This window comes from Methanobrevibacter sp., assembly GCF_030539555.1.
Classification (GTDB): Archaea; Methanobacteriota; Methanobacteria; order Methanobacteriales; family Methanobacteriaceae; genus Methanocatella.
In genome coordinates this window covers 79,568-97,540 of sequence record NZ_JAUNXX010000003.1, presented here as the reverse complement: position 1 = coordinate 97,540, position 17,973 = coordinate 79,568, and the positions used below count along the sequence as shown (strand labels likewise).

At 34.6% G+C, this 17,973-nt stretch carries 18 protein-coding genes and 1 tRNA gene; 14 read left to right on the top strand and 5 right to left on the bottom strand.

The window, feature by feature from the left end:
• From Q4Q55_RS01760 to hisB, 3 genes are all read left to right on the top strand, one after another.
• A partial coding sequence (locus Q4Q55_RS01760; RefSeq protein ID WP_303371095.1) for a TOBE domain-containing protein occupies positions 1-293 on the top strand: 293 nt, incomplete at its 5' end.
• Positions 294-314: 21 nt separating this feature from the next.
• Positions 315-500, top strand: a complete 186-nt coding sequence (locus Q4Q55_RS01755) for a 4Fe-4S binding protein (RefSeq protein WP_303371094.1) — start codon at positions 315-317, stop codon at positions 498-500.
• A gap of 54 nt (positions 501-554) precedes the next feature.
• A complete protein-coding gene (gene hisB, locus Q4Q55_RS01750; RefSeq protein WP_303371093.1) occupies positions 555-1,133 on the top strand; it encodes an imidazoleglycerol-phosphate dehydratase HisB in 579 nt (192 codons plus the stop codon).
• 122 nt (positions 1,134-1,255) lie between these two features.
• On the opposite strand, the gene Q4Q55_RS01745 is transcribed toward hisB, so the two are convergent.
• A complete protein-coding gene (locus Q4Q55_RS01745) occupies positions 1,256-2,083 on the bottom strand; it encodes a F420-dependent methylenetetrahydromethanopterin dehydrogenase (RefSeq protein ID WP_303371092.1) in 828 nt (275 codons plus the stop codon).
• Between the two features lie 268 nt (positions 2,084-2,351).
• Positions 2,352-2,423 (bottom strand) — tRNA-Val (locus Q4Q55_RS01740).
• 125 nt (positions 2,424-2,548) lie between these two features.
• Here Q4Q55_RS01740 and ilvE point away from each other — a divergent pair.
• From ilvE to Q4Q55_RS01725, 3 genes are all read left to right on the top strand, one after another.
• Complete coding sequence (ilvE, locus tag Q4Q55_RS01735; RefSeq protein WP_303371091.1) at positions 2,549-3,472, top strand: branched-chain-amino-acid transaminase; 924 nt, start codon at positions 2,549-2,551, stop codon at positions 3,470-3,472.
• A gap of 12 nt (positions 3,473-3,484) precedes the next feature.
• Positions 3,485-4,318 (top strand): undecaprenyl-diphosphatase UppP, encoded by an 834-nt coding sequence (uppP, locus tag Q4Q55_RS01730; protein WP_303371090.1) that lies wholly within the window; start codon positions 3,485-3,487, stop codon positions 4,316-4,318.
• 99 nt (positions 4,319-4,417) lie between these two features.
• Positions 4,418-4,852 (top strand): hypothetical protein, encoded by a 435-nt coding sequence (locus Q4Q55_RS01725; RefSeq protein WP_303371089.1) that lies wholly within the window; start codon positions 4,418-4,420, stop codon positions 4,850-4,852.
• Between the two features lie 23 nt (positions 4,853-4,875).
• Here the strand turns inward: Q4Q55_RS01725 and cobT are convergent, their stop codons facing one another.
• Both cobT and Q4Q55_RS01715 read right to left on the bottom strand, forming a co-directional pair.
• Positions 4,876-5,943 (bottom strand): nicotinate mononucleotide-dependent phosphoribosyltransferase CobT, encoded by a 1,068-nt coding sequence (gene cobT, locus Q4Q55_RS01720; protein WP_303371088.1) that lies wholly within the window; start codon positions 5,941-5,943, stop codon positions 4,876-4,878.
• Complete coding sequence (locus Q4Q55_RS01715; protein ID WP_303371087.1) at positions 5,936-6,439, bottom strand: hypothetical protein; 504 nt, start codon at positions 6,437-6,439, stop codon at positions 5,936-5,938. The genes cobT and Q4Q55_RS01715 overlap by 8 nt, the downstream gene beginning before the upstream one ends.
• An 80-nt stretch (positions 6,440-6,519) precedes the next feature.
• Here Q4Q55_RS01715 and Q4Q55_RS01710 point away from each other — a divergent pair, with 80 nt between their 5' ends.
• The 8 genes from Q4Q55_RS01710 to Q4Q55_RS01675 all read left to right on the top strand — a co-directional run bounded on the left by Q4Q55_RS01710 (position 6,520) and on the right by Q4Q55_RS01675 (position 17,226).
• Entirely contained in the window at positions 6,520-8,121 is a 1,602-nt protein-coding gene (locus tag Q4Q55_RS01710) for a bifunctional N(6)-L-threonylcarbamoyladenine synthase/serine/threonine protein kinase (RefSeq protein WP_303371086.1), read from the top strand.
• A gap of 35 nt (positions 8,122-8,156) precedes the next feature.
• Positions 8,157-8,708, top strand: coding sequence for an XTP/dITP diphosphatase (locus Q4Q55_RS01705; RefSeq protein WP_303371085.1), 552 nt, complete (start codon positions 8,157-8,159; stop codon positions 8,706-8,708).
• A 42-nt stretch (positions 8,709-8,750) separates the two neighbouring features.
• Complete coding sequence (locus tag Q4Q55_RS01700; RefSeq protein WP_303371084.1) at positions 8,751-9,149, top strand: 30S ribosomal protein S15; 399 nt, start codon at positions 8,751-8,753, stop codon at positions 9,147-9,149.
• Positions 9,139-10,473, top strand: coding sequence for a DHH family phosphoesterase (locus tag Q4Q55_RS01695; RefSeq protein ID WP_303371098.1), 1,335 nt, complete (start codon positions 9,139-9,141; stop codon positions 10,471-10,473). The genes Q4Q55_RS01700 and Q4Q55_RS01695 overlap by 11 nt, the downstream gene beginning before the upstream one ends.
• A 1-nt stretch (position 10,474) precedes the next feature.
• The gene (locus Q4Q55_RS01690) at positions 10,475-11,662 is read left to right on the top strand and encodes an aconitase X catalytic domain-containing protein (RefSeq protein ID WP_303371083.1); all 1,188 of its coding nucleotides are present in this window, start codon (positions 10,475-10,477) and stop codon (positions 11,660-11,662) included.
• A gap of 224 nt (positions 11,663-11,886) precedes the next feature.
• A complete protein-coding gene (locus Q4Q55_RS01685; RefSeq protein ID WP_303371082.1) occupies positions 11,887-13,278 on the top strand; it encodes a Mur ligase family protein in 1,392 nt (463 codons plus the stop codon).
• Positions 13,265-14,788, top strand: a complete 1,524-nt coding sequence (locus Q4Q55_RS01680) for a Mur ligase family protein (RefSeq protein WP_303371081.1) — start codon at positions 13,265-13,267, stop codon at positions 14,786-14,788. The genes Q4Q55_RS01685 and Q4Q55_RS01680 overlap by 14 nt, the downstream gene beginning before the upstream one ends.
• A gap of 119 nt (positions 14,789-14,907) precedes the next feature.
• Positions 14,908-17,226, top strand: a complete 2,319-nt coding sequence (locus tag Q4Q55_RS01675) for a DEAD/DEAH box helicase (protein WP_303371080.1) — start codon at positions 14,908-14,910, stop codon at positions 17,224-17,226.
• On the opposite strand, the gene Q4Q55_RS01670 is transcribed toward Q4Q55_RS01675, so the two are convergent.
• Positions 17,223-17,969 carry a sugar phosphate isomerase/epimerase gene (locus tag Q4Q55_RS01670; protein WP_303371079.1) on the bottom strand — a complete coding sequence of 249 codons (747 nt, stop codon included), beginning with the start codon at positions 17,967-17,969 and terminating at the stop codon, positions 17,223-17,225. The genes Q4Q55_RS01675 and Q4Q55_RS01670 overlap by 4 nt on opposite strands.
• Between the last annotated feature and the right edge of the window lie 4 nt (positions 17,970-17,973).

Here is a 17,973-nt window from a genome sequence, read left to right as displayed (position 1 = left end):
ATGCTCCTTTAAACAGAAATTATGAAGTTGGAGACAAATTGTTGGCATTGATTAGTTATGATAATATTTTTCTAATGCTGGAACCTCAAACATCAAGTATCCGTAACATTTTAAAAGGTCAAATCGTTGAAATGAAGCTTGAAAATGAAGTTATTCGTGTTAGAATAGATGTTGGTGGAGTTAATTTATATTCTGATATAACTTTGTCTGCTGAAAAAGAATTAAATCTCAGTATTGGTAAAGAAGTTTATGTTGGATTTAAGGCAATGTCTGTTGCTACTTTAAAGTTATAATTCAGTTCAAAAGGTGAAACCGTGTTACAGATTTTAGTTGATGAGGATAAATGCACTGGCTGTGGAGATTGTTATGACATTTGTCCCAAAGCAGCTAAAATTTGGAAGATTGATAAAGTTGCACATATATTGGATTTACGATATTGTCATGTCTGCACCATATGTGCAATGAAATGCCCTGTAGACTGTATTAAAATCATACGTTAGGGTGAAGAACCATAAATGCTTAATACTAAAATCAATTATATTGTAGGTTAGATTATGTCCAGAATTTCAAATGTTTCAAGAAAAACTTCTGAAACTGATATTGCTATAAAAATGAATCTTGACGGTACAGGTAGTTACGATATTTCGACAGGTGTTAATTTCTTTAATCATATGTTGGAATCATTTTCAAAACATAGTATGGTGGATTTGGAGATTAATGCTTTCGGTGATGTTGATATTGACGATCACCATACAGTAGAGGATGTTGGAATATTACTTGGAGAAGCTTTCCTACATGCCATTGGTGATAAAAAAGGTATTAAAAGAATGGCCCATGCCATTGTTCCAATGGATGAATCAGTTGCAACTGTTGCAATCGATATTAGCGGACGTAGTTACTGCAATATGAATCTGAACTTTAAAAATGAAAAAATTGGGGATATGACTTCTGATGTCGTTATCCACTTTTTCGAGTCATTTGCAGGTTCTGCCAAATTAAATATCTATGGAACTGTTGAAGGAGCAAATGACCACCATAAAGCAGAAGCTATTTTTAAAGCATTCGCTAAGTCTTTAAAAGAAGCCATTAAAATTGAACATGACCAAATTCCTTCCACAAAAGGTGTATTATAGCTATCAACTTAGCTATCTTTTCTTATTTTTTAATATTATTATTTCAAATAGAAGTTATTTTAAAAAAATAGTTATTTTTAGAAATGCAAAAAAAATAAAAAATTAAAGTAGCGTAATGCTACTTATTCTGGTTTTGAGATTAAGTCTGTTTTACAACCTGGGTTTCCTTCTTTCATGTGAGGGGTTCTTAAAACAGTGTCGTTTGCTTTTTCGATTTCTCTTGCTTCTTGTGCTAATTTAGCAGCGCATGCAGCAATTTCGTGAGCAGCAGCTACTAATGGGATGAAGTTTTCGAAACCTTTAGTCATGAAACAACCTTTCATGTCTAAGTTAGCAACGGATCCTGCCATTTCGTATGCAGCAATAGCTTTAGCTTTTGCGTATGGGTTAGCAAATCCGCCAGCTTCTGCAGCTTTTTCAGCAGTAATTATGAGTTTAGGTAATTCGATTTCACCTGCTTCAGCTTGAGCAATTACATCATCAATTGTTTTTTGGACTAATCTTAATGCTCCAGTTTCTGCTAATACTTTTAAGATGTCGGAGTTGAAGATAGCCATTTCAGTTGGGTCTAACCATTCTCTTTTTGCACCAATCATAGGGTCAGACATTACAATGATGTAACCTAATCCTTGTTCATCCATTTCATCTTTTTTACCTTTACCCGGTGCGTCACCAATGATAATAGCAGGGATGTCTTTTTCGGATAATAATTCTCTTGCTTTAGCTGGTCCAGGAGCTCCTGGGTTTGGGCTAATGAAAATTGCGAAATCAGGTTCGAAAGCGTCTATTTTAGGAACAACGTCTTCTACTTGTTCTGGGTTCATTTTTGCTCCAGATCCAAAGGTTCTTACATCGATGTTTGGTCTGTCTGCTCTTTCGTCTAACAATAGGTCAATTACTGGTGAAGTACCAATATTACCACTTTTAATAATAGCAATTTTAACTACCATAATTAAATCTCCTTTTTCGATAGTTATAATTTTAATTCAAAAACTATTTAAATTTTATTATTTATAATTTTTAATCATTGTATTGATTATTTTCATGAATATTATTCATTTATGGACTTTATTTAAAAAATTTTATACAATTAAGTATATATTTAAAAAATTCTTGATTAAATAAATGTAAAAATCAGGTAATTCATAATAAAAAAATCACTACTCAATTGAAGGAGAAAGTTGACTTAATTTTAAAAATCTTAAAAATTAGAATGAGTGGTTCCGACGAGATTCGAACTCGTGATCCCCTCCTTGTAAGGGAGGTATCATACCACTAGACCACGGAACCAACAAATATTATTATGATTTTATTATTATATAAATATTTCGGTATATTATATATTTCAATTAGGTAAATTTAATTAGTCAATAACTATATATTATTTATCATAAGAAAAAAAATGATGTGATAAAATGGCATGGGACGATAAAGAAACTAAAGTTTGGATGGACGGAGAATTTGTTGAATGGAAAGATGCAAATATTTCAGTACTTTCTCATGTTGTCCATTATGGTACTAGTGTTTTTGAGGGTATTCGTGCATATGAAAATGAAAATGGAGTTGCTGTATTTCGCCTAAAAGAACATGTACAACGTTTATTTGATTCTGCAAAAATTTATAAAATAGATATTCCTTTTACACAAGAAGAAATTGAAGAAGCTATCCTAGAAACTCTTCGTGTAAATGATTTAGGAGCCTGTTACATACGCCCTATTGTATTTAGAGGATATGGAGAATTAGGTGTAAATCCGTTAGGCTGTCCTGTTAATGTAGTTATTGCCGCTTGGGAATGGGGATCATATTTAGGTGAAGAAGGAATGGCTAATGGTGTGGATATTGGTGTTTCTTCATGGAGAAAACCGGCTCCGGATACTTTCCCTGCACTTGCAAAATGCGGTGCAAACTATATGAATTCTCAATTAGCTAAACTCGAAGCAATCGACAACGGATTTGATGAAGCAATCATGCTTGATTATGAAGGGCATGTTTCAGAAGGTAGTGGGGAAAACATTTTCCTCGTTGAAGGTGAAAAATTATTCACACCTGCTATGTCTTCATCTAATCTTAAAGGAATTACAAGAGATTCAATAATGACTGTAGCTCGTGACTTAGGTTATGAAGTAGTTGAAGAAGTAATTTCAAGAGAAAGATTATATGCAGCTAATGAAGTTTTCTTTACAGGAACTGCTGCTGAAGTTACTCCAATTCGTTCTATTGATCACAGAACAATAGGTATTGGTAGAAGAGGACCAATTTCTGAAAAATTACAAACTGCTTTCTTTGATATTGTTGAAGCTAAAGTTGAAGATAAATACGGCTGGCTATCTTACATTTAAATGGTGTAGATTATGGATATACTTCAAGGAATTATTATTGGTATTGTTCAGGGATTGACTGAATTTTTACCGGTAAGTAGTTCAGCACATTTGGTGTTTATTCAAAATATTTTAGGAGTTGAAAGCTCTCTTGCTTTTGACACCTTCCTTCATTTAGGGTCTCTACTTGCGGTTTTATGGTTCTTCCGTGGCGATATTGTTAAGATGATTCAATCATGGTTGTCCAGTTTAACTGATATTGTCCAAGGCAGATTCAAGGAGGGTTTTTACGACGATCCATATAAAAGACTTGCATGGTATGTGATTTTGGCCACTATCCCGGTTGGTCTTGTAGGGGTGCTGTTTGAAGATTCTGTAGATGCATTATTTGCCGGTGCCCTATATGTACCTGCTTTCTTTTTGTTTGTAACTGGTACTATTCTTTATTTATCTCAGAGGATGACTAGCGGTGAAATTAACTTTAAGAATGTAGGACCTAAAGAATCATTATTCATGGGATTAGGTCAAGCATGTGCAATTCTACCGGGACTTTCACGTTCAGGTACAACAATTGCTGCCGGACTTGTTATAGGTTTGGATAAGGAATTTGCAGCTAAATTCAGTTTCATATTGTCCATTCCAGCTATTCTTGGTGCATTTGTATTGCAAGTTAAAGACATTGGCTCAGCAATGGACGCTAATTTCTTGCCGATATTTTTAGGATTTATTGCGGCATTCATTGCAGGTTATGCAGCTATCAAATGGATGCTTGAATTAATTCAAAAAAGAAGTTTGGATATATTCGCATACTACTGTTGGATAGTGGGCATAGTCGTGTTTATGGGTTCAATTGCCCACATATTTTGAAAGGGGATTTTTTTTTTAATCTCCAATCTTTTTTTTTAAAGTTACTTCTTTATATGACTTAAATACTAATTTTTAAAAAAATATAATTGAGGTGATTTTATGGATTTTAAAAAAATTTTAATAATTGCAGCAATTCTAATGATTTTAGGGATTTCTTTAAGTGCAGTTAGCGCTGAAGATTCTTCTAGTCCAATTAAACTTGGAAAAATTAATTCCTATAATGTGACATCTAATTCCGGTTCTTCCTTTACTTTTAGTGTTGAAATTAGTTTAGATGATTTGAGTAAAGATGATGAAGGTTCATTAGCTTCAGCAACATTTAATGATAATACTATTGATATTTTGGCTAATTTTACTATTGATGGTAAAAAAGTTCCATTTAATGAAACTTCAAAATTAAGTTCATTAGATATAGGTTCTGATAAATTATCCTTCGAAGAAACAATCACTTTGCCTGCATCATCATCTTCAGATATTAAATTGGATTCCGTAGGATTAGGTACTTCTCAAGGAATATTCGTATCTTCAAATTAAAGTAATAGAGATTACTATAATCTCTATTTACATACTTTTTCTATCTTTTTTCTTAGTTTTTCAACGGAATTTCCTAAAACCAGTGCCGTATACATTGCCCCTCCGGCTCCGGCTCCTTCTTTAACAAATCCCTTTAGGTAATTTTTCAAACCGCCATGTTCTGATTCCTCAAATTTCGGGTCTACAACATTCACGGTAATGTTGTCATCAATCTGTTTTAATATTCCGAATAAATCGGCAGTTTCATCACCTGCTACAAAGACTGTAGTGGATAAATTGATTCTTGAAAAATCGAAATTAGGTTGAACGGATTTTATAATTGCACATACGGCAGCCATTTGTGTTCCTCCTGCAAGAATAATAGGAATGTCTGAACCTAATACTATTCCAGCCATTGCAGGCAATGTTGGATCTCCTACTGCAGCTATAGCTTGTATTGCATCAATATCATCTTTTTTAGGGTCTAGACCTGCATTTTTTAAACCTTCATTTACAACATTTGTTTTCATATCATGAGGATTATGTGGCATGCTGCCGCTCACTTTTTCATTGGCATCATATCCCAAAGCTCTAAGTACCCCCAAGGCGGTTGTGGTTCCGGCAGCAATGCTTTCACCAATAATAAGCATTTCATGTCTTCTTGAGAGTTCCGCACCCAGGTCTTTTGCATTTTCAAATATTTCCAATGGATTCAAAACTCCTTTTCCGGTTCTAATATCTCTTCCATAGTCTTTTCCAAAACTGACGTATTCTACATCAGGTTTGATTTTAGAACCTGCATCAATAATGACAAAAGGTATTTCTGAAAGTTGAAGTGCAGCTTTTGTAAGTCTTGCCGGTGTGGGTGCTGCTTCATCACCAACTACTGTTTCAGCAGGTGCATCACAGCATCTCACTTCTCCCAAAACCATAAATTCGGCATCTGAAGCAGGAGTATATTCTGTTAAATCTGCTGATGGACCCGCTCCTGAAATCCCTTCAATCAGTGATGTTTCGGTTGTTCCAATTGTAAGTAGAAATACCGGATCGTCACATGCTTGTAATTTTCTTGTCAGTTCATCTGATCCGTATGTAGTAACTCCATCAATCATCTTTTTCACCTAGTCTTTTCAATTGTTCTATAATAATCTTATTCTGATTAATGATTTTTTTATTCTGGTTCATTATTTTAATTAGCATTTCCCTTTCTGGTAATTCATTGTCAGTTTTGAATGTTTGACCGTCTCTTGCTCGTGGAGGGATTTTAATTTGATCTTTTGGAGGAAGCTTGTCATTTTCCTCAGGCATTTTTGGAATTACTCCTCTTGAAGCACTGTCCTCTCTTGATACAAAGTCCACGTATCTGTGGGTAACTTTGTTTTTTCCTCTTTCATCCAGAAGTTCCATCAATCTATCGTCTACTGCATCAACACCTTTGATTTGTTCTTGTTCTACTTCGTGAATTAATCTTTTTTGAATGTTGTAAGCATTGTAAATTGGAATTCCTCTTGTTTTACATTCATTTTTAAACATATCGTGAATGTTAATGTCTCCAGTTAATTGTTTAACTCTTTTTTGTTCTAATGTGTTTGCACTATAAAATCCCATGTTTTCACTTATGTTTTTTAAATTTAAAAAATATTTTTATATTTTTAATTAGTAATATACTAATTAATTAAATTTTTCAGTTGATTGTTTTGATAAGTTTGGGAATTGAAGGAACCGCAGAAAAAACCGGTGTAGGTATTGTTGATAGTGACGGAAATATATTGGCTATGGCCGGAAAACAACTGTTTCCGGAAGAAGGTGGAATACACCCGAGATTGGCTGCAGAACACCATGCCAAATGGATTCCTGAATTAATCCCTCAGGCTATTGAAGAATCAGGATTGTCTTATTCGGATATCGATTTAATTTCATTTTCACAGGGCCCAGGTCTTGGACCTGCTTTAAGAATTGTTGCAACATCTGCAAGAAGTCTGGCTCTATCATTAAATAAACCCATCATTGGCGTCAATCACTGCATTGGTCATGTTGAAGTTGGAAAACTTGACACCGGCGCTGTCAATCCGGTTTCACTTTATGTAAGCGGTGGAAACAGTCAGGTAATTGCTTATGAAAGCGGCAGGTATAGGATTTTTGGCGAAACCCTTGATATAGCGATTGGAAATTGCCTAGATCATTTCGGTCGGGAAACAGGTTTGGGCCATCCGGGTGGGCCTGTGATAGAAAAATTAGCTAAGAAAGGTTCATATATCGATTTGCCTTATGTAGTAAAGGGAATGGATTTTTCATTTTCAGGATTGTTGTCTGCAGCATTAAGGGAGGCTCAGAGAGGAACTCCAATGGAGGATATTTGTTTTTCACTTCAGGAAACTGCTTTTTCAATGCTTGTTGAAGTAACTGAGAGAGCATTATCACACACTCAAAAGGATGAGGTGATGTTATGTGGCGGTGTTTCCGCCAATTCAAGGTTACGTGAAATGCTCAAAATAATGTCTGAAGAGCATGGTGCAAAGTTCTACATGCCTGAAATGAAATTATGTGGTGACAATGGTGTCATGATTGCATGGTTAGGTTTGTTGATGTGTAAAGAATTCGGACCGATGGATTTGTCTCAGACAGGAATCATACAGAAATTCAGAACAGATGAAGTTGACATTCCATGGATTGACAATACAAAGTCTTATTTAAAATTAAATGATGAGTTAATAGCTAAAGGTGCTGAATCTAACATAGTTAAAAGTATCTATCTGGGTGAAAATGCAGTTCTGAAAGATAGAATTTCTAAAAATTATAGGATTCCTGAAATTGACAATAAGATTAGAAAAGCAAGAACTAAAGAAGAAGCCAAACTATTATCCGATGCTAAAAGGGCGGGTGTTAGAACTCCAATTTTATATGATGTTGATTTAGAAAATAAAGCAATAATGATGGAAAGAATTGACGGGAATATGGTTAAGGATGTCCTAAATGAAGATTTGTCATTTGAAATCGGTTGTGAAATTTCAAAACTTCACGACGTTGGAATAATTCATGGAGACATTACATCTTCAAATATTCTAATCAATGATAAAAACCAGTTGGTTTTCATTGATTTTGGGTTAGGAAGATATTCTGATCTGGATGAAGATAAAGCTGTAGATTTGCTTGTTTTAAAGAAATCCCTTCAAAGTATTGACTATAATTTAGCATTAAAATATTTTGATGCAGTTTTAAAAGGATACAATAATGATAGAGTAGCTAATAAGATTTCTGATATTGAATCAAGAGGGCGGTATACTCATTAGTTAAATATATAAAAAATCTTTTTCATACTATTTTTATGATAACATTTATAACTGGTAACGAACATAAAGTTATAGAAGCAGAGAATATTTTCAAAGATTATGACATAAAGTTAGAGCATATTGATTTAGGTTACACAGAACCTCAAGGAACTCTTGAGGAAGTGGCCATATCAGGCGCAAAATATGCTTGTCGTAAACTTGAAAGACCTGTGATTGTTGAAGATGCTGGTTTATTCATTAGAGCTTTGAACGATTTTCCGGGTGTCTATTCACATTATGTTCAGGATACCATTGGAAATCAAGGAATTTTAAAGCTATTAGCAGATACTGATGACCGTTATGCCGAATTCAGGTCAGTTATTGGGTACTGTGCCCCCAATTCTGAGCCCAAGACTTTTTTAGGCAAGGTCGTAGGTGAAATCGCAGTTGAAGAAAGAGGAAATTTAGGATTTGCTTTCGATCCATTGTTTCATGTGCCTAGTTTAGGTAAGACATTTGGAGAGCTTACAACTGAAGAGAAAAACCAATTTTCACATAGAAAAAATTCATTAAAAAAATTTATTGAATGGTATTCTACACAAGAATAACTATTTCAGACTTATTTAAAAATTTATAAAAGAGGTTATATTATGGCAAGACCAGAATGGGTAACTTATAGTGATGAAGAAATTGAAGAGATGATTTTAAAATTCAACAAAGAAGGTAAAAGTACTTCCGAAATTGGTATTGTATTAAGAGACCAATATGGAATTCCATCTGTAAAAGATGTAACCGGTGAAAGAATCACCGAAATCTTAAAAAGAAACGGTCAAGCTGGAGACTACCCGGAAGACTTATTGAACTTAATCAGAAGAGCTGTTAATATCAGAGATCATTTAGAAGAAAATCCTAAAGACTTACATTCCAAAAGAGGTTTAACTATCATCGAATCAAGAATCAGAAAATTAGCTTCTTACTATGTAAGTGAAGGAGAATTACCAGAAGGTTGGAGATACAATCCAAAAGAAGCAGCACTCCTTGTTAAATAGGGCTGAAGAAGCTACTAACGTGCTTAAAGAGCACATTGAAAAGGATAGTGTTATTAGAATAATTTCTCATAACGATGCTGATGGAATTTCATCAGCTGCGGTTATAGCTAATGCTTTGGCTGAAGAGAAGGTACAATTCCATACTACCATTATCCCACGTCTTAAGGAAGATATTGTAAATCAGTTAAGACATGAAAAATACGATTTATTTATATTTTCAGATATGGGAAGTGCATTTGTAAAGGAATTTAATACTTACAAAAATGATGTGATTATTGCTGATCATCACCAAATTGATGGTACAGAAGCAGAAAGTAATGTGGTCCATATAAATCCCCACATATTTGGTATTGATGGTAGTAAAGATTTATCTGGTGCAGGTTCAAGTTATTTAGCTGTTCGCGAACTTGGAAAAAAACATTTGGCTTACTTTGCTTTAGTTGGTGCATTTGGTGATATGCAAGGTCAAAGCGGATTTACTGGTGTAAACAGATTAATTCTTGATGATGCTTTAGAAAGTGGGGTTTTAGAAATTCATGAAGATTTGAAAATTGTTTCTAAATCTTCCGAACCTATTTTCAAATCCCTTGCTTATACTTTCTCACCACCTCTTCCGGGCATTAGTGGAGATTTGGAAGGTGCTCAGGAATTTCTTGAGAAAATGAATTTATCTTATGGAATCAAATTTACTGATTTGGAAGATGAGGAAAAAGATTTACTAAAAGATGCACTTATCAGCATTAATCCGGATATTTTTGGGGACTGTTATACTGTTCCCAAAGAAGTTCCAATGCTGCGTGATTTAGAGGAATACTCATATATTCTTGATGCATGCGGTAAAAATAAAAAACAGGGTTTAGGGTTAAGTATTGCTCTTGGTGAAAAAGATCAGGCTTTGGATGCTGCTTTGAAATTACAAAGACAATACCGTGACCAGATAGTTAAAGGGCTTGAATGGATTAAGCGTGAAGGTGCAGTTCAACTTTCAGATATTCAATATTTATACTCAGAAGATAAGGTATTAAAATCAGTGATGGGCACAATAGCCAGTATTGGTTTATCTGTTGAATTATTGGATAATTCTAAACCTGTAATTGGATTATCAAGACTTCATAATGATATTAAGATTTCTGGTAGAACAACAAGGGAAATGGTTGCTCGCGGAGTTAATTTAGGACGTGCGTTACAAGATTCTTCCAACAACTTTGGAGGTCAAGGTGGTGGTCACGATATTGCTGCAGGGGCTATGATTCCATATGAAAGTAAGGATAATTTCTTACACCTTGTTAATGAGATGGTAGAGTATCAATTGAATAATGATTAATATGTTTTTAACAAAAAAAGAAGAACAAATGTGTGATGGGGAGTTTGGAGAGACTATTAGGAAAAGCATGGATATTTTAGTTGCATTAGGCGATATCTATGGCGCTTCCAAATTAGTTGATATCACTTCCGCACAGGTGTCAGGTGTTTCTTATAAAACTATTGGGGAAGCAGGATTGGAATATTTAGAGGATTTGGCTGGTGATGGTTTGGGCGTTGCTAGTGTAAATGCTTCATTGAACCCTCCAGGAACTGATTTGGATAACTGGGAAGAATTAGGATTTCCGAGAGAGTTTGCAATTAAACAAAATCAAATCGTAGACGCTTATGGGGAACTTGGAATAGCTAAAACTTGTACTTGTACTCCTTATTTGGTTGGAAATGTTCCAAGATTTAGGGATCACATATCCTGGTCTGAATCATCTGCAGTTGCATATGGTAATTCTGTAATTGGTGCTAGAACCAATCGTGAAGGCGGACCTGCCGCACTTGCCGCAGCAATTGTTGGAAAGACTCCTTTATATGGTTTTCATTTAGAGCAGAACAGAAAAGCTAATCTTGTAGTCAATGTAAATTGCGAGTTGAAGGGCGCCGATTTTGGAGCATTAGGTTATGTCATTGGAAAAGTTGTTGGTGGAGGTGTTCCATACTTCAAACTTCAGAATATTCCAAATAACAATGATTTGAAAACCTTGGGTGCGGCATTGGCATCATCAGGTTCTGTTGCATTGTATCATGTTGAAAACGTTACTCCTGAAGCGGATATTGCCGGTAAGGGGGAAGTTGAAGATATAATGTTTATCACTGAAAAAGAAATTTTATCCACTCGTGAAAAATTATCTACAACTGACAAGGAACCTGACCTAATCTGTTTGGGTTGTCCTCATGCATCACTTGAAGAAATTAAACAGGTAGCTAACATTGTTAAGGGCAAAACCATTAAAAATAAGTTATGGATTTGCACATCTGTCAGTGTTAAAGCAACTGCTGATAGGATGGGCTATACTCAAACCATTGAGAGTGCAGGAGGTAATGTTGTCTGTGATACCTGTATGGTTGTGGCTCCTATTGAAGATATGGGCTTTGAGGTGATTGGTGTAAATTCAGCAAAAGCAGCGAACTATGTTCCATCAATGTGTGGATTGGATGTTGTTTATAATGATGTAGAAAATCTTATTCAGTTTGAATAGGTTTTCTCAAAAATTCTTTTTTTGAAATTTTAAAACTTTAAATTTGTTAACACCACAAAGAAAATTAATCATGGTACAAATAACTATTATATATTTAAAGATATAATATTAAATTAGCAAGAGAGCATTTGAAAGTAATGCCTCTCCTTTTTTGTGCAATTCATCCTTGACTTAAAAGAAGTAAAGGTATTCTTGCACACTTAAGATATTGTGAGGAATTGTTGATGAATTATTTGGTAGTTGGTGCCGGAAATGCTAGTAGGCCCGTTGCAAGATTGTTGAATTATTTGGGCCATAAAGTAATTATCACGGACTTAAAAGAAATGTCTTCTTTTAAAATTGAATTTCAAAGAAGTTTAAAACAAATGGAAAGTGAAGGCGTTATTTTAGATTTAAATAATCAAAACCCTAATTTGGATGGAATTGAAGCTGTCTATATGCCACCTACTTTGCCTGCTTCTGCTCCAATAGCCAAGTTAATCAATGATTCTGATGTTAAAATTCTTACGAATGAGGAATTTTCCAAAATTGTTCAGGAGTTAATTCCGGTAGACATTATTGGAATTACAGGAACAATGGGCAAGACTACAACAACTTTCATCACAACAAGCATATTCAAATCTGCAGGATACAAGGTATGGTCCTGTTCATCCCTGGTAAATAATTTAGTGTCTGAAGCTATTATTGATGGTATTGTTACAGAAAAATCTAAAAATTGTGATATAGCTATTTTTGAACTCCCTCATGGGACAATTGGTCTTTTAAATAATTTGAATGTCAAAATTGGACTTTTGACAAATATTGCTGAAGACCATTTATCTGAATTTGGAGGCTCTGTTGAAAAATATCGAGAAAGGAAATTGATTTTGGAAAAAATGAGTGAAACCGTTATTGCAAACAACTCATGCTTTGATATTATCAGTCCCCGCCGGGAAAATGCTCTTTATTATGCTTTGGACGAAAATGTCGATTTTAAGGGAACTGTAGGTGATGAGTCTTTAACAATAGAATATTCCGGTGATTCATTCACTACGCCATTTTATATGATGAGCTACTTTTTTGAAAATTCAGTCGGGGCCAGTGCAGTGGCATTAACATACGGCATCAAAAAAGAGGACATCATCAAAGCTTTAACTAATTTTAAAGGTCTTCCTGCACACATGGATAATGTGGGAATATATAATGGCAGAAAGATTATTCTTGACTCAGCATTTCTATATGATGGAATGAAGATTACATTGGATTACTTTAAGGATGATGAAGTTGTGTTATTCTTAGATCATTTTGATACATTATCTGTAAGGGATAAATCTGAAGTAGGTCAATTGGTCGGGCAATATGATTTGAAGGCAGTTATTGCAAGTGGATTTAATGAAGTGACCCAAGAGGTTGAAATGGAAGCAGCCCAGGAGATATTGGATGCAATCGATAATCCGGACATTACAAAGGTAGCAGTAGAAACAATAGAAAAGGCAGCAGAGCTAACATTCAAATATTCCAAACCGGGAGATATTATTTTGCATATGGGTCCGTTAATAGCTTATGATAGATTGACCACTGTGGATAAAATTATGAAAGGACTTGAGAAGGGAAGTAAAAAATATGAATGCGTCTGATTTTAAAAAAGGCACCACATTTGGAGTAATTGGTGTTTGCGGAGCTAATGGTAATTTAATAGCTAGGATACTTAAAGAAAGAGGATTTAATGTCATCGGAACAGATTTATCACAAAAACGTGATTGCAGATTTGCAAGTGCCTTGGAAGGTTATGACATTGATGTTTTCTATGGCAGAACACCGGATGCATTTTTCAACAGATGTGATTATATTATTCCTCCTGCAAGTTTACCAAAAGATTCTGAAATGTATAAAAGAATCAATAAACCTGTTCTGGAATTGACTGATATTATTGAAATTTTCAAGCCTGAAAAAGAAGTATTTGGAATAACTGGCACAAACGGAAAAACCACTACAACCACTTTACTTAAAAAAGTGGCTGAAGATAATGGAATTATTCCCTGCCAGCATAATTTGGAAGGAATGCAGGGGAATGCAGAGTTTATTCCAATCCTACAGGCAAGATTAAATGCGGAAGTCGGAATTTTGGAAGTAGGTACCTTTGGCGTGCCGGGAACAGTTGAAAGAATTGTCAGGGATACTGACATGTCTGCAGGTTTAATTACAAATATCACTCCTGATCATTTAAATGACCTGGGAAGCTTTATGGATTATGCCAATGTTAAAGGAGAATTCATCAAAGAATTAAATCATAAAAAACTGATAGTAAATGGTCATGACCCAACCATTATGGGTCTTTTAAGAAAATACGAATTTGATGGTGAAATCATTACCTTTGGAGTTGATGAACGCCCGGATTCCATTGGCATTAAGGAATGCGTTTGCGGCAATGAACTTGCTGTTAAGGAAATTATTTCAGGTTGCGGCTATTACTTCTGCAAATGTGGTCTGACAACCCCTCAAGTGGATTACATTGCAACAAACGTTGATTTAACAAACAGAACTTTTGATTTACACACTCCTGAAGAAAAATTAACTGTTAAAATGGCTATAGATGGCCTTCACAATGTTTATAATGTTACTGGCGTAATAATTGCCGCTCATGAATTTTTAAACTTACCATATGATAAAATACTTGAAGTCGTATCTACTTTTACTGGTGTTGAAGGAAGAATGGAAAGAGTAGATAAAGTTAAAGGCAAAACTGTTTTTGTAGATTATGCTCATAACCCTGCAGGTGTTCAGACAGTTTTAAAGGAATTCCAAAAATTATTCGGAGACTTTACAACTGTTATTACAGTGTCTTCAGAATCTGGATATGTCGGGGATTTGGAAATTTTCAATAGTGTACTCAAATTTTCAAAATTCATAGTTCCCGCATCACATGCATCCCAAAAAATAGCTATTGAAAAGTTACATGAGAATTCCAGATTAAACGACAGAATATTTTTAAATCATATGAGCGACTTTGAAAAGCAAGGAACTCTCGGGGCAGATAAAAAAGATGTTCGGGATGGAATAAAGAAAGCTTTGAATTTGGATTGTGAAATGATAGTAGCAATCGGTGAAGCAGCCACAAAATTCAAGTCTGTGATTCATGATTTATAATTCAAATGTTTTCTGCAACTTAAAATTTTAATATTATTTTTCAAATGCTCTCACTAACACTTTATATAATAATTAAAGATTATATCATAATAGGTTACTGGTAAATTGTGGAGGATATTATGGCAAGCTATATTAATCATCCTTTAATAAAAGAGAATTCTATTGAATCAAGACTTTATCAACAGATTCTTGCAGGGGATGTCTTAAAAAAAGGAAATACTATGGTTGTTGCACCAACAGCATTAGGTAAAACAATCGTAGCTATTTTGGTAGCTGCTGATAGACTTCATAAAGTTAAAAATTCAAAAGTTCTTGTTCTAGCACCAAGCAAACCTTTAGCCATTCAGCATGAATCTAGTTTTAAAGAGTTTCTGACTCTTCCATGCACTTCAATAACAGGTGCTGTAAAAACCGATGAGAGAGTAACAAGATGGGAAGAATCAAGAATTATCTGTGCAACACCTCAGACTGTTGAATCTGATTTGTTAAACGGCCGTTATGACTTAAGCAGTGTTTCATTAATTGTTTTTGATGAGTGCCACCACGGTGTCGGATCCTATTCCTATGTTTATTTGGCATCAAGATATGTTCAGGAATCTAATTTTAATCTTATTTTGGGTTTAACTGCTTCTCCGGGGTCTGACAAGTTAAAAATTAAGGAAGTATGTCAAAATTTATACATCCAAAATATTGTTGTTAAAACTGAAGATGACAGTGATGTAAAACCTTACTTCAATCCTGTTGAAATTGATTGGGTCAGAGTTAAGATGAGTGAGGAACTTGAAAAAATCAAAACCAGTATCGATAAAGCATTAAAAATTAGATTGAAAGCTTTAAAGAATATGAGTGTTATTAGAACTGTTGCAGTTAATAAGGTAGACATATTAAAGGCAAGGGCGAGAATACAGGGTGAAATTGCAAGATCTGCTAATCCTGATAAAGAGTTATTCCAAGCCATTTCAATATTGAGTGCCGTAATTAATGTCCAGCATGCTCAGGAGTTAATTGAAACTCAGGGTGTATCAACTTTCAATAAATATGTGGCAAGGTTGCGTAAAAAACAAACAAAAGCTGCAAAATCTCTAATGTGGGATGATAATTTTAGTCGTGCTGTAAAACTTGCAAGAGAAGCTGAAAAACATGGTTGGGAACATCCAAAATTAAGAGAACTTACCAGAATTCTTAAAAAGGAACTGGGTTCTGAAGGCGGTCAAACCAAACTTCAGTCTAAAAGATTTACAGATAATGAAGATGATGTTTCATCTAAAATCATTGTTTTTACTCAATACAGGGATACCCTTGAAATGATTCATCAAAAACTTGAAAAAGAGGGAATCAAATCAGCCAAATTCTTTGGCCAGGCTACCAAGGATGGTGAAAAAGGTTTAACCCAAAAACAGCAAAAAGCCATTATAAAATCATTTAGAATGGGTGAATACGATGTACTTCTATCAACTAGTGTTGCTGAAGAGGGCATTGACATTCCTGCTGTTGATTTAGTTATTTTATATGAGCCGGTCCCTTCAGAAGTACGTATGATTCAAAGAAGGGGAAGGACAGGTCGTAAAAGAACCGGTCGTGTAAAAGTGTTAATAACCAACGGAACAAGGGATGAAGGTTATTATTGGTCAAGTGTAAATAAGGAGATTAATATGAAGAATCAATTAATCGACCCTGATGTTTTAGAAGAGTTGAATGCTTCAGCTGCATTAAAAATGGAAAATGAAAAGAAAGTCAAGGTTCTAGAAAGACCTAAAAAAGAAAATAATTTTCCAATAGTTTATGCGGATTCAAGAGAAGGCAATTCAAAAGTAATCAGACATTTGACCGAAATGGAAATGGATGTTAAGGTTCAATCAATGGCTGTTGCAGATTATCAGGTTAGTGATGAGGTGGCTATTGAGAGAAAGACTGCAAAGGATTTTGTCGATTCCATTATTGATAAAAGATTATTCAAGCAAGCCCGTGAATTGTCTGAGGAATTCAAAAAGCCTATATTGATTCTTGAGGGGGATGATTTGTACGGCGGCATGATTAATGCAAATGCAATAAGAGGATCCATTGCATCAATCGCCCTGGACTTTGGAATCAGCATCATACCTACCAGAAATGCACAAGACACTGCTGCAATGATAAAAAGAATTGCCATTAGAGAACAAAATGGTGAAAGAACTCCTGTTCAAATTAGAACTGATAAAAAGCCCCTCAGTTTATTGGACCAACAACTTTTCATTGTGGAATCTTTACCTAATATCGGGCCTGTTAATGCTAAAAATTTGCTTGAGCATTTCGGGACTGTTGGCAATATAATCAATGCTTCCGAAAAGGAACTTCAGGAAGTTGAAGGGATAGGTAAAAAAACAGCAGAAAATATTAAAAAGGTCATCGATTCCAAATATCTGTATTTCAAAAAGATTAAAGAAAAAAGACTTCTTTAGAAGTTTTTCTTTATAAATTCATAACTTTTTTTAATAGAATCTTTATCATTTACTTCAATGATGTAGATGCCATCATAATTTTTTGACTCAAAAGTATTGATGATACGTTTTAAATCAATAGAGCCTTCACCTAAAGCAAGGTGTGAGTCATCATCACCATAATTATCATGGGCATGTATGTGTTTAATTGAATCAAAATACATTTCATCTGCGGAGTATCCGACATGGTTGGCATGACCGATGTCCAATGTCATAGACATTTCATATTCTCTGAGAATTTCATCAAGTTTTTTCATATCTTTATAAATCATACCTTCAAATGTGGGCATGTTTTCAATACTTACATTAACACCTAAATCTTTACCGTAATCACCAAGCTCTTTAATGGAGCTATTTGCCACTTCATATACCTTATATTCAAATGGTCTTGCTAAAAAAGGCATCAGTCCGGGGTGTACTACAACACATTCTGCATCAATTTTATTGGCCAAATCGATAGAGTTTTTGATTTGCTCAATAGAGTTACTTCTGCTTTTTTCCTGAAGGGATGCAATATTGACATCCATGAAAGGGGAATGTATCGAATATTTTAAATTATAACTCTGCAAAAAATCCGCATCAATATTTTCATAGGGAAATTGATGTACTAATTCAGCATATTCCAGTCCAAGATTTTCAATAAAGTCTAAAATGTCTTCCAGGTTTTCATGTAGTCCGGCCAATGTGGATGCTCCAATTTTCATGTTA

Coding starts and splice junctions, on each gene's coding strand:
- hisB (WP_303371093.1), top strand. CDS start 555: ATGTCCAGAATTTCAAATGTTTCAAGAAAAACTTCTGAAACTGATATT.
- Q4Q55_RS01745 (WP_303371092.1), bottom strand. CDS start 2,083: ATGGTAGTTAAAATTGCTATTATTAAAAGTGGTAATATTGGTACTTCA.
- ilvE (WP_303371091.1), top strand. CDS start 2,549: ATGGCATGGGACGATAAAGAAACTAAAGTTTGGATGGACGGAGAATTT.
- uppP (WP_303371090.1), top strand. CDS start 3,485: ATGGATATACTTCAAGGAATTATTATTGGTATTGTTCAGGGATTGACT.
- Q4Q55_RS01725 (WP_303371089.1), top strand. CDS start 4,418: ATGGATTTTAAAAAAATTTTAATAATTGCAGCAATTCTAATGATTTTA.
- cobT (WP_303371088.1), bottom strand. CDS start 5,943: ATGATTGATGGAGTTACTACATACGGATCAGATGAACTGACAAGAAAA.
- Q4Q55_RS01715 (WP_303371087.1), bottom strand. CDS start 6,439: ATGGGATTTTATAGTGCAAACACATTAGAACAAAAAAGAGTTAAACAA.
- Q4Q55_RS01705 (WP_303371085.1), top strand. CDS start 8,157: ATGATAACATTTATAACTGGTAACGAACATAAAGTTATAGAAGCAGAG.
- Q4Q55_RS01700 (WP_303371084.1), top strand. CDS start 8,751: ATGGCAAGACCAGAATGGGTAACTTATAGTGATGAAGAAATTGAAGAG.
- Q4Q55_RS01690 (WP_303371083.1), top strand. CDS start 10,475: ATGTTTTTAACAAAAAAAGAAGAACAAATGTGTGATGGGGAGTTTGGA.
- Q4Q55_RS01685 (WP_303371082.1), top strand. CDS start 11,887: ATGAATTATTTGGTAGTTGGTGCCGGAAATGCTAGTAGGCCCGTTGCA.
- Q4Q55_RS01680 (WP_303371081.1), top strand. CDS start 13,265: ATGAATGCGTCTGATTTTAAAAAAGGCACCACATTTGGAGTAATTGGT.
- Q4Q55_RS01675 (WP_303371080.1), top strand. CDS start 14,908: ATGGCAAGCTATATTAATCATCCTTTAATAAAAGAGAATTCTATTGAA.
- Q4Q55_RS01670 (WP_303371079.1), bottom strand. CDS start 17,969: ATGAAAATTGGAGCATCCACATTGGCCGGACTACATGAAAACCTGGAA.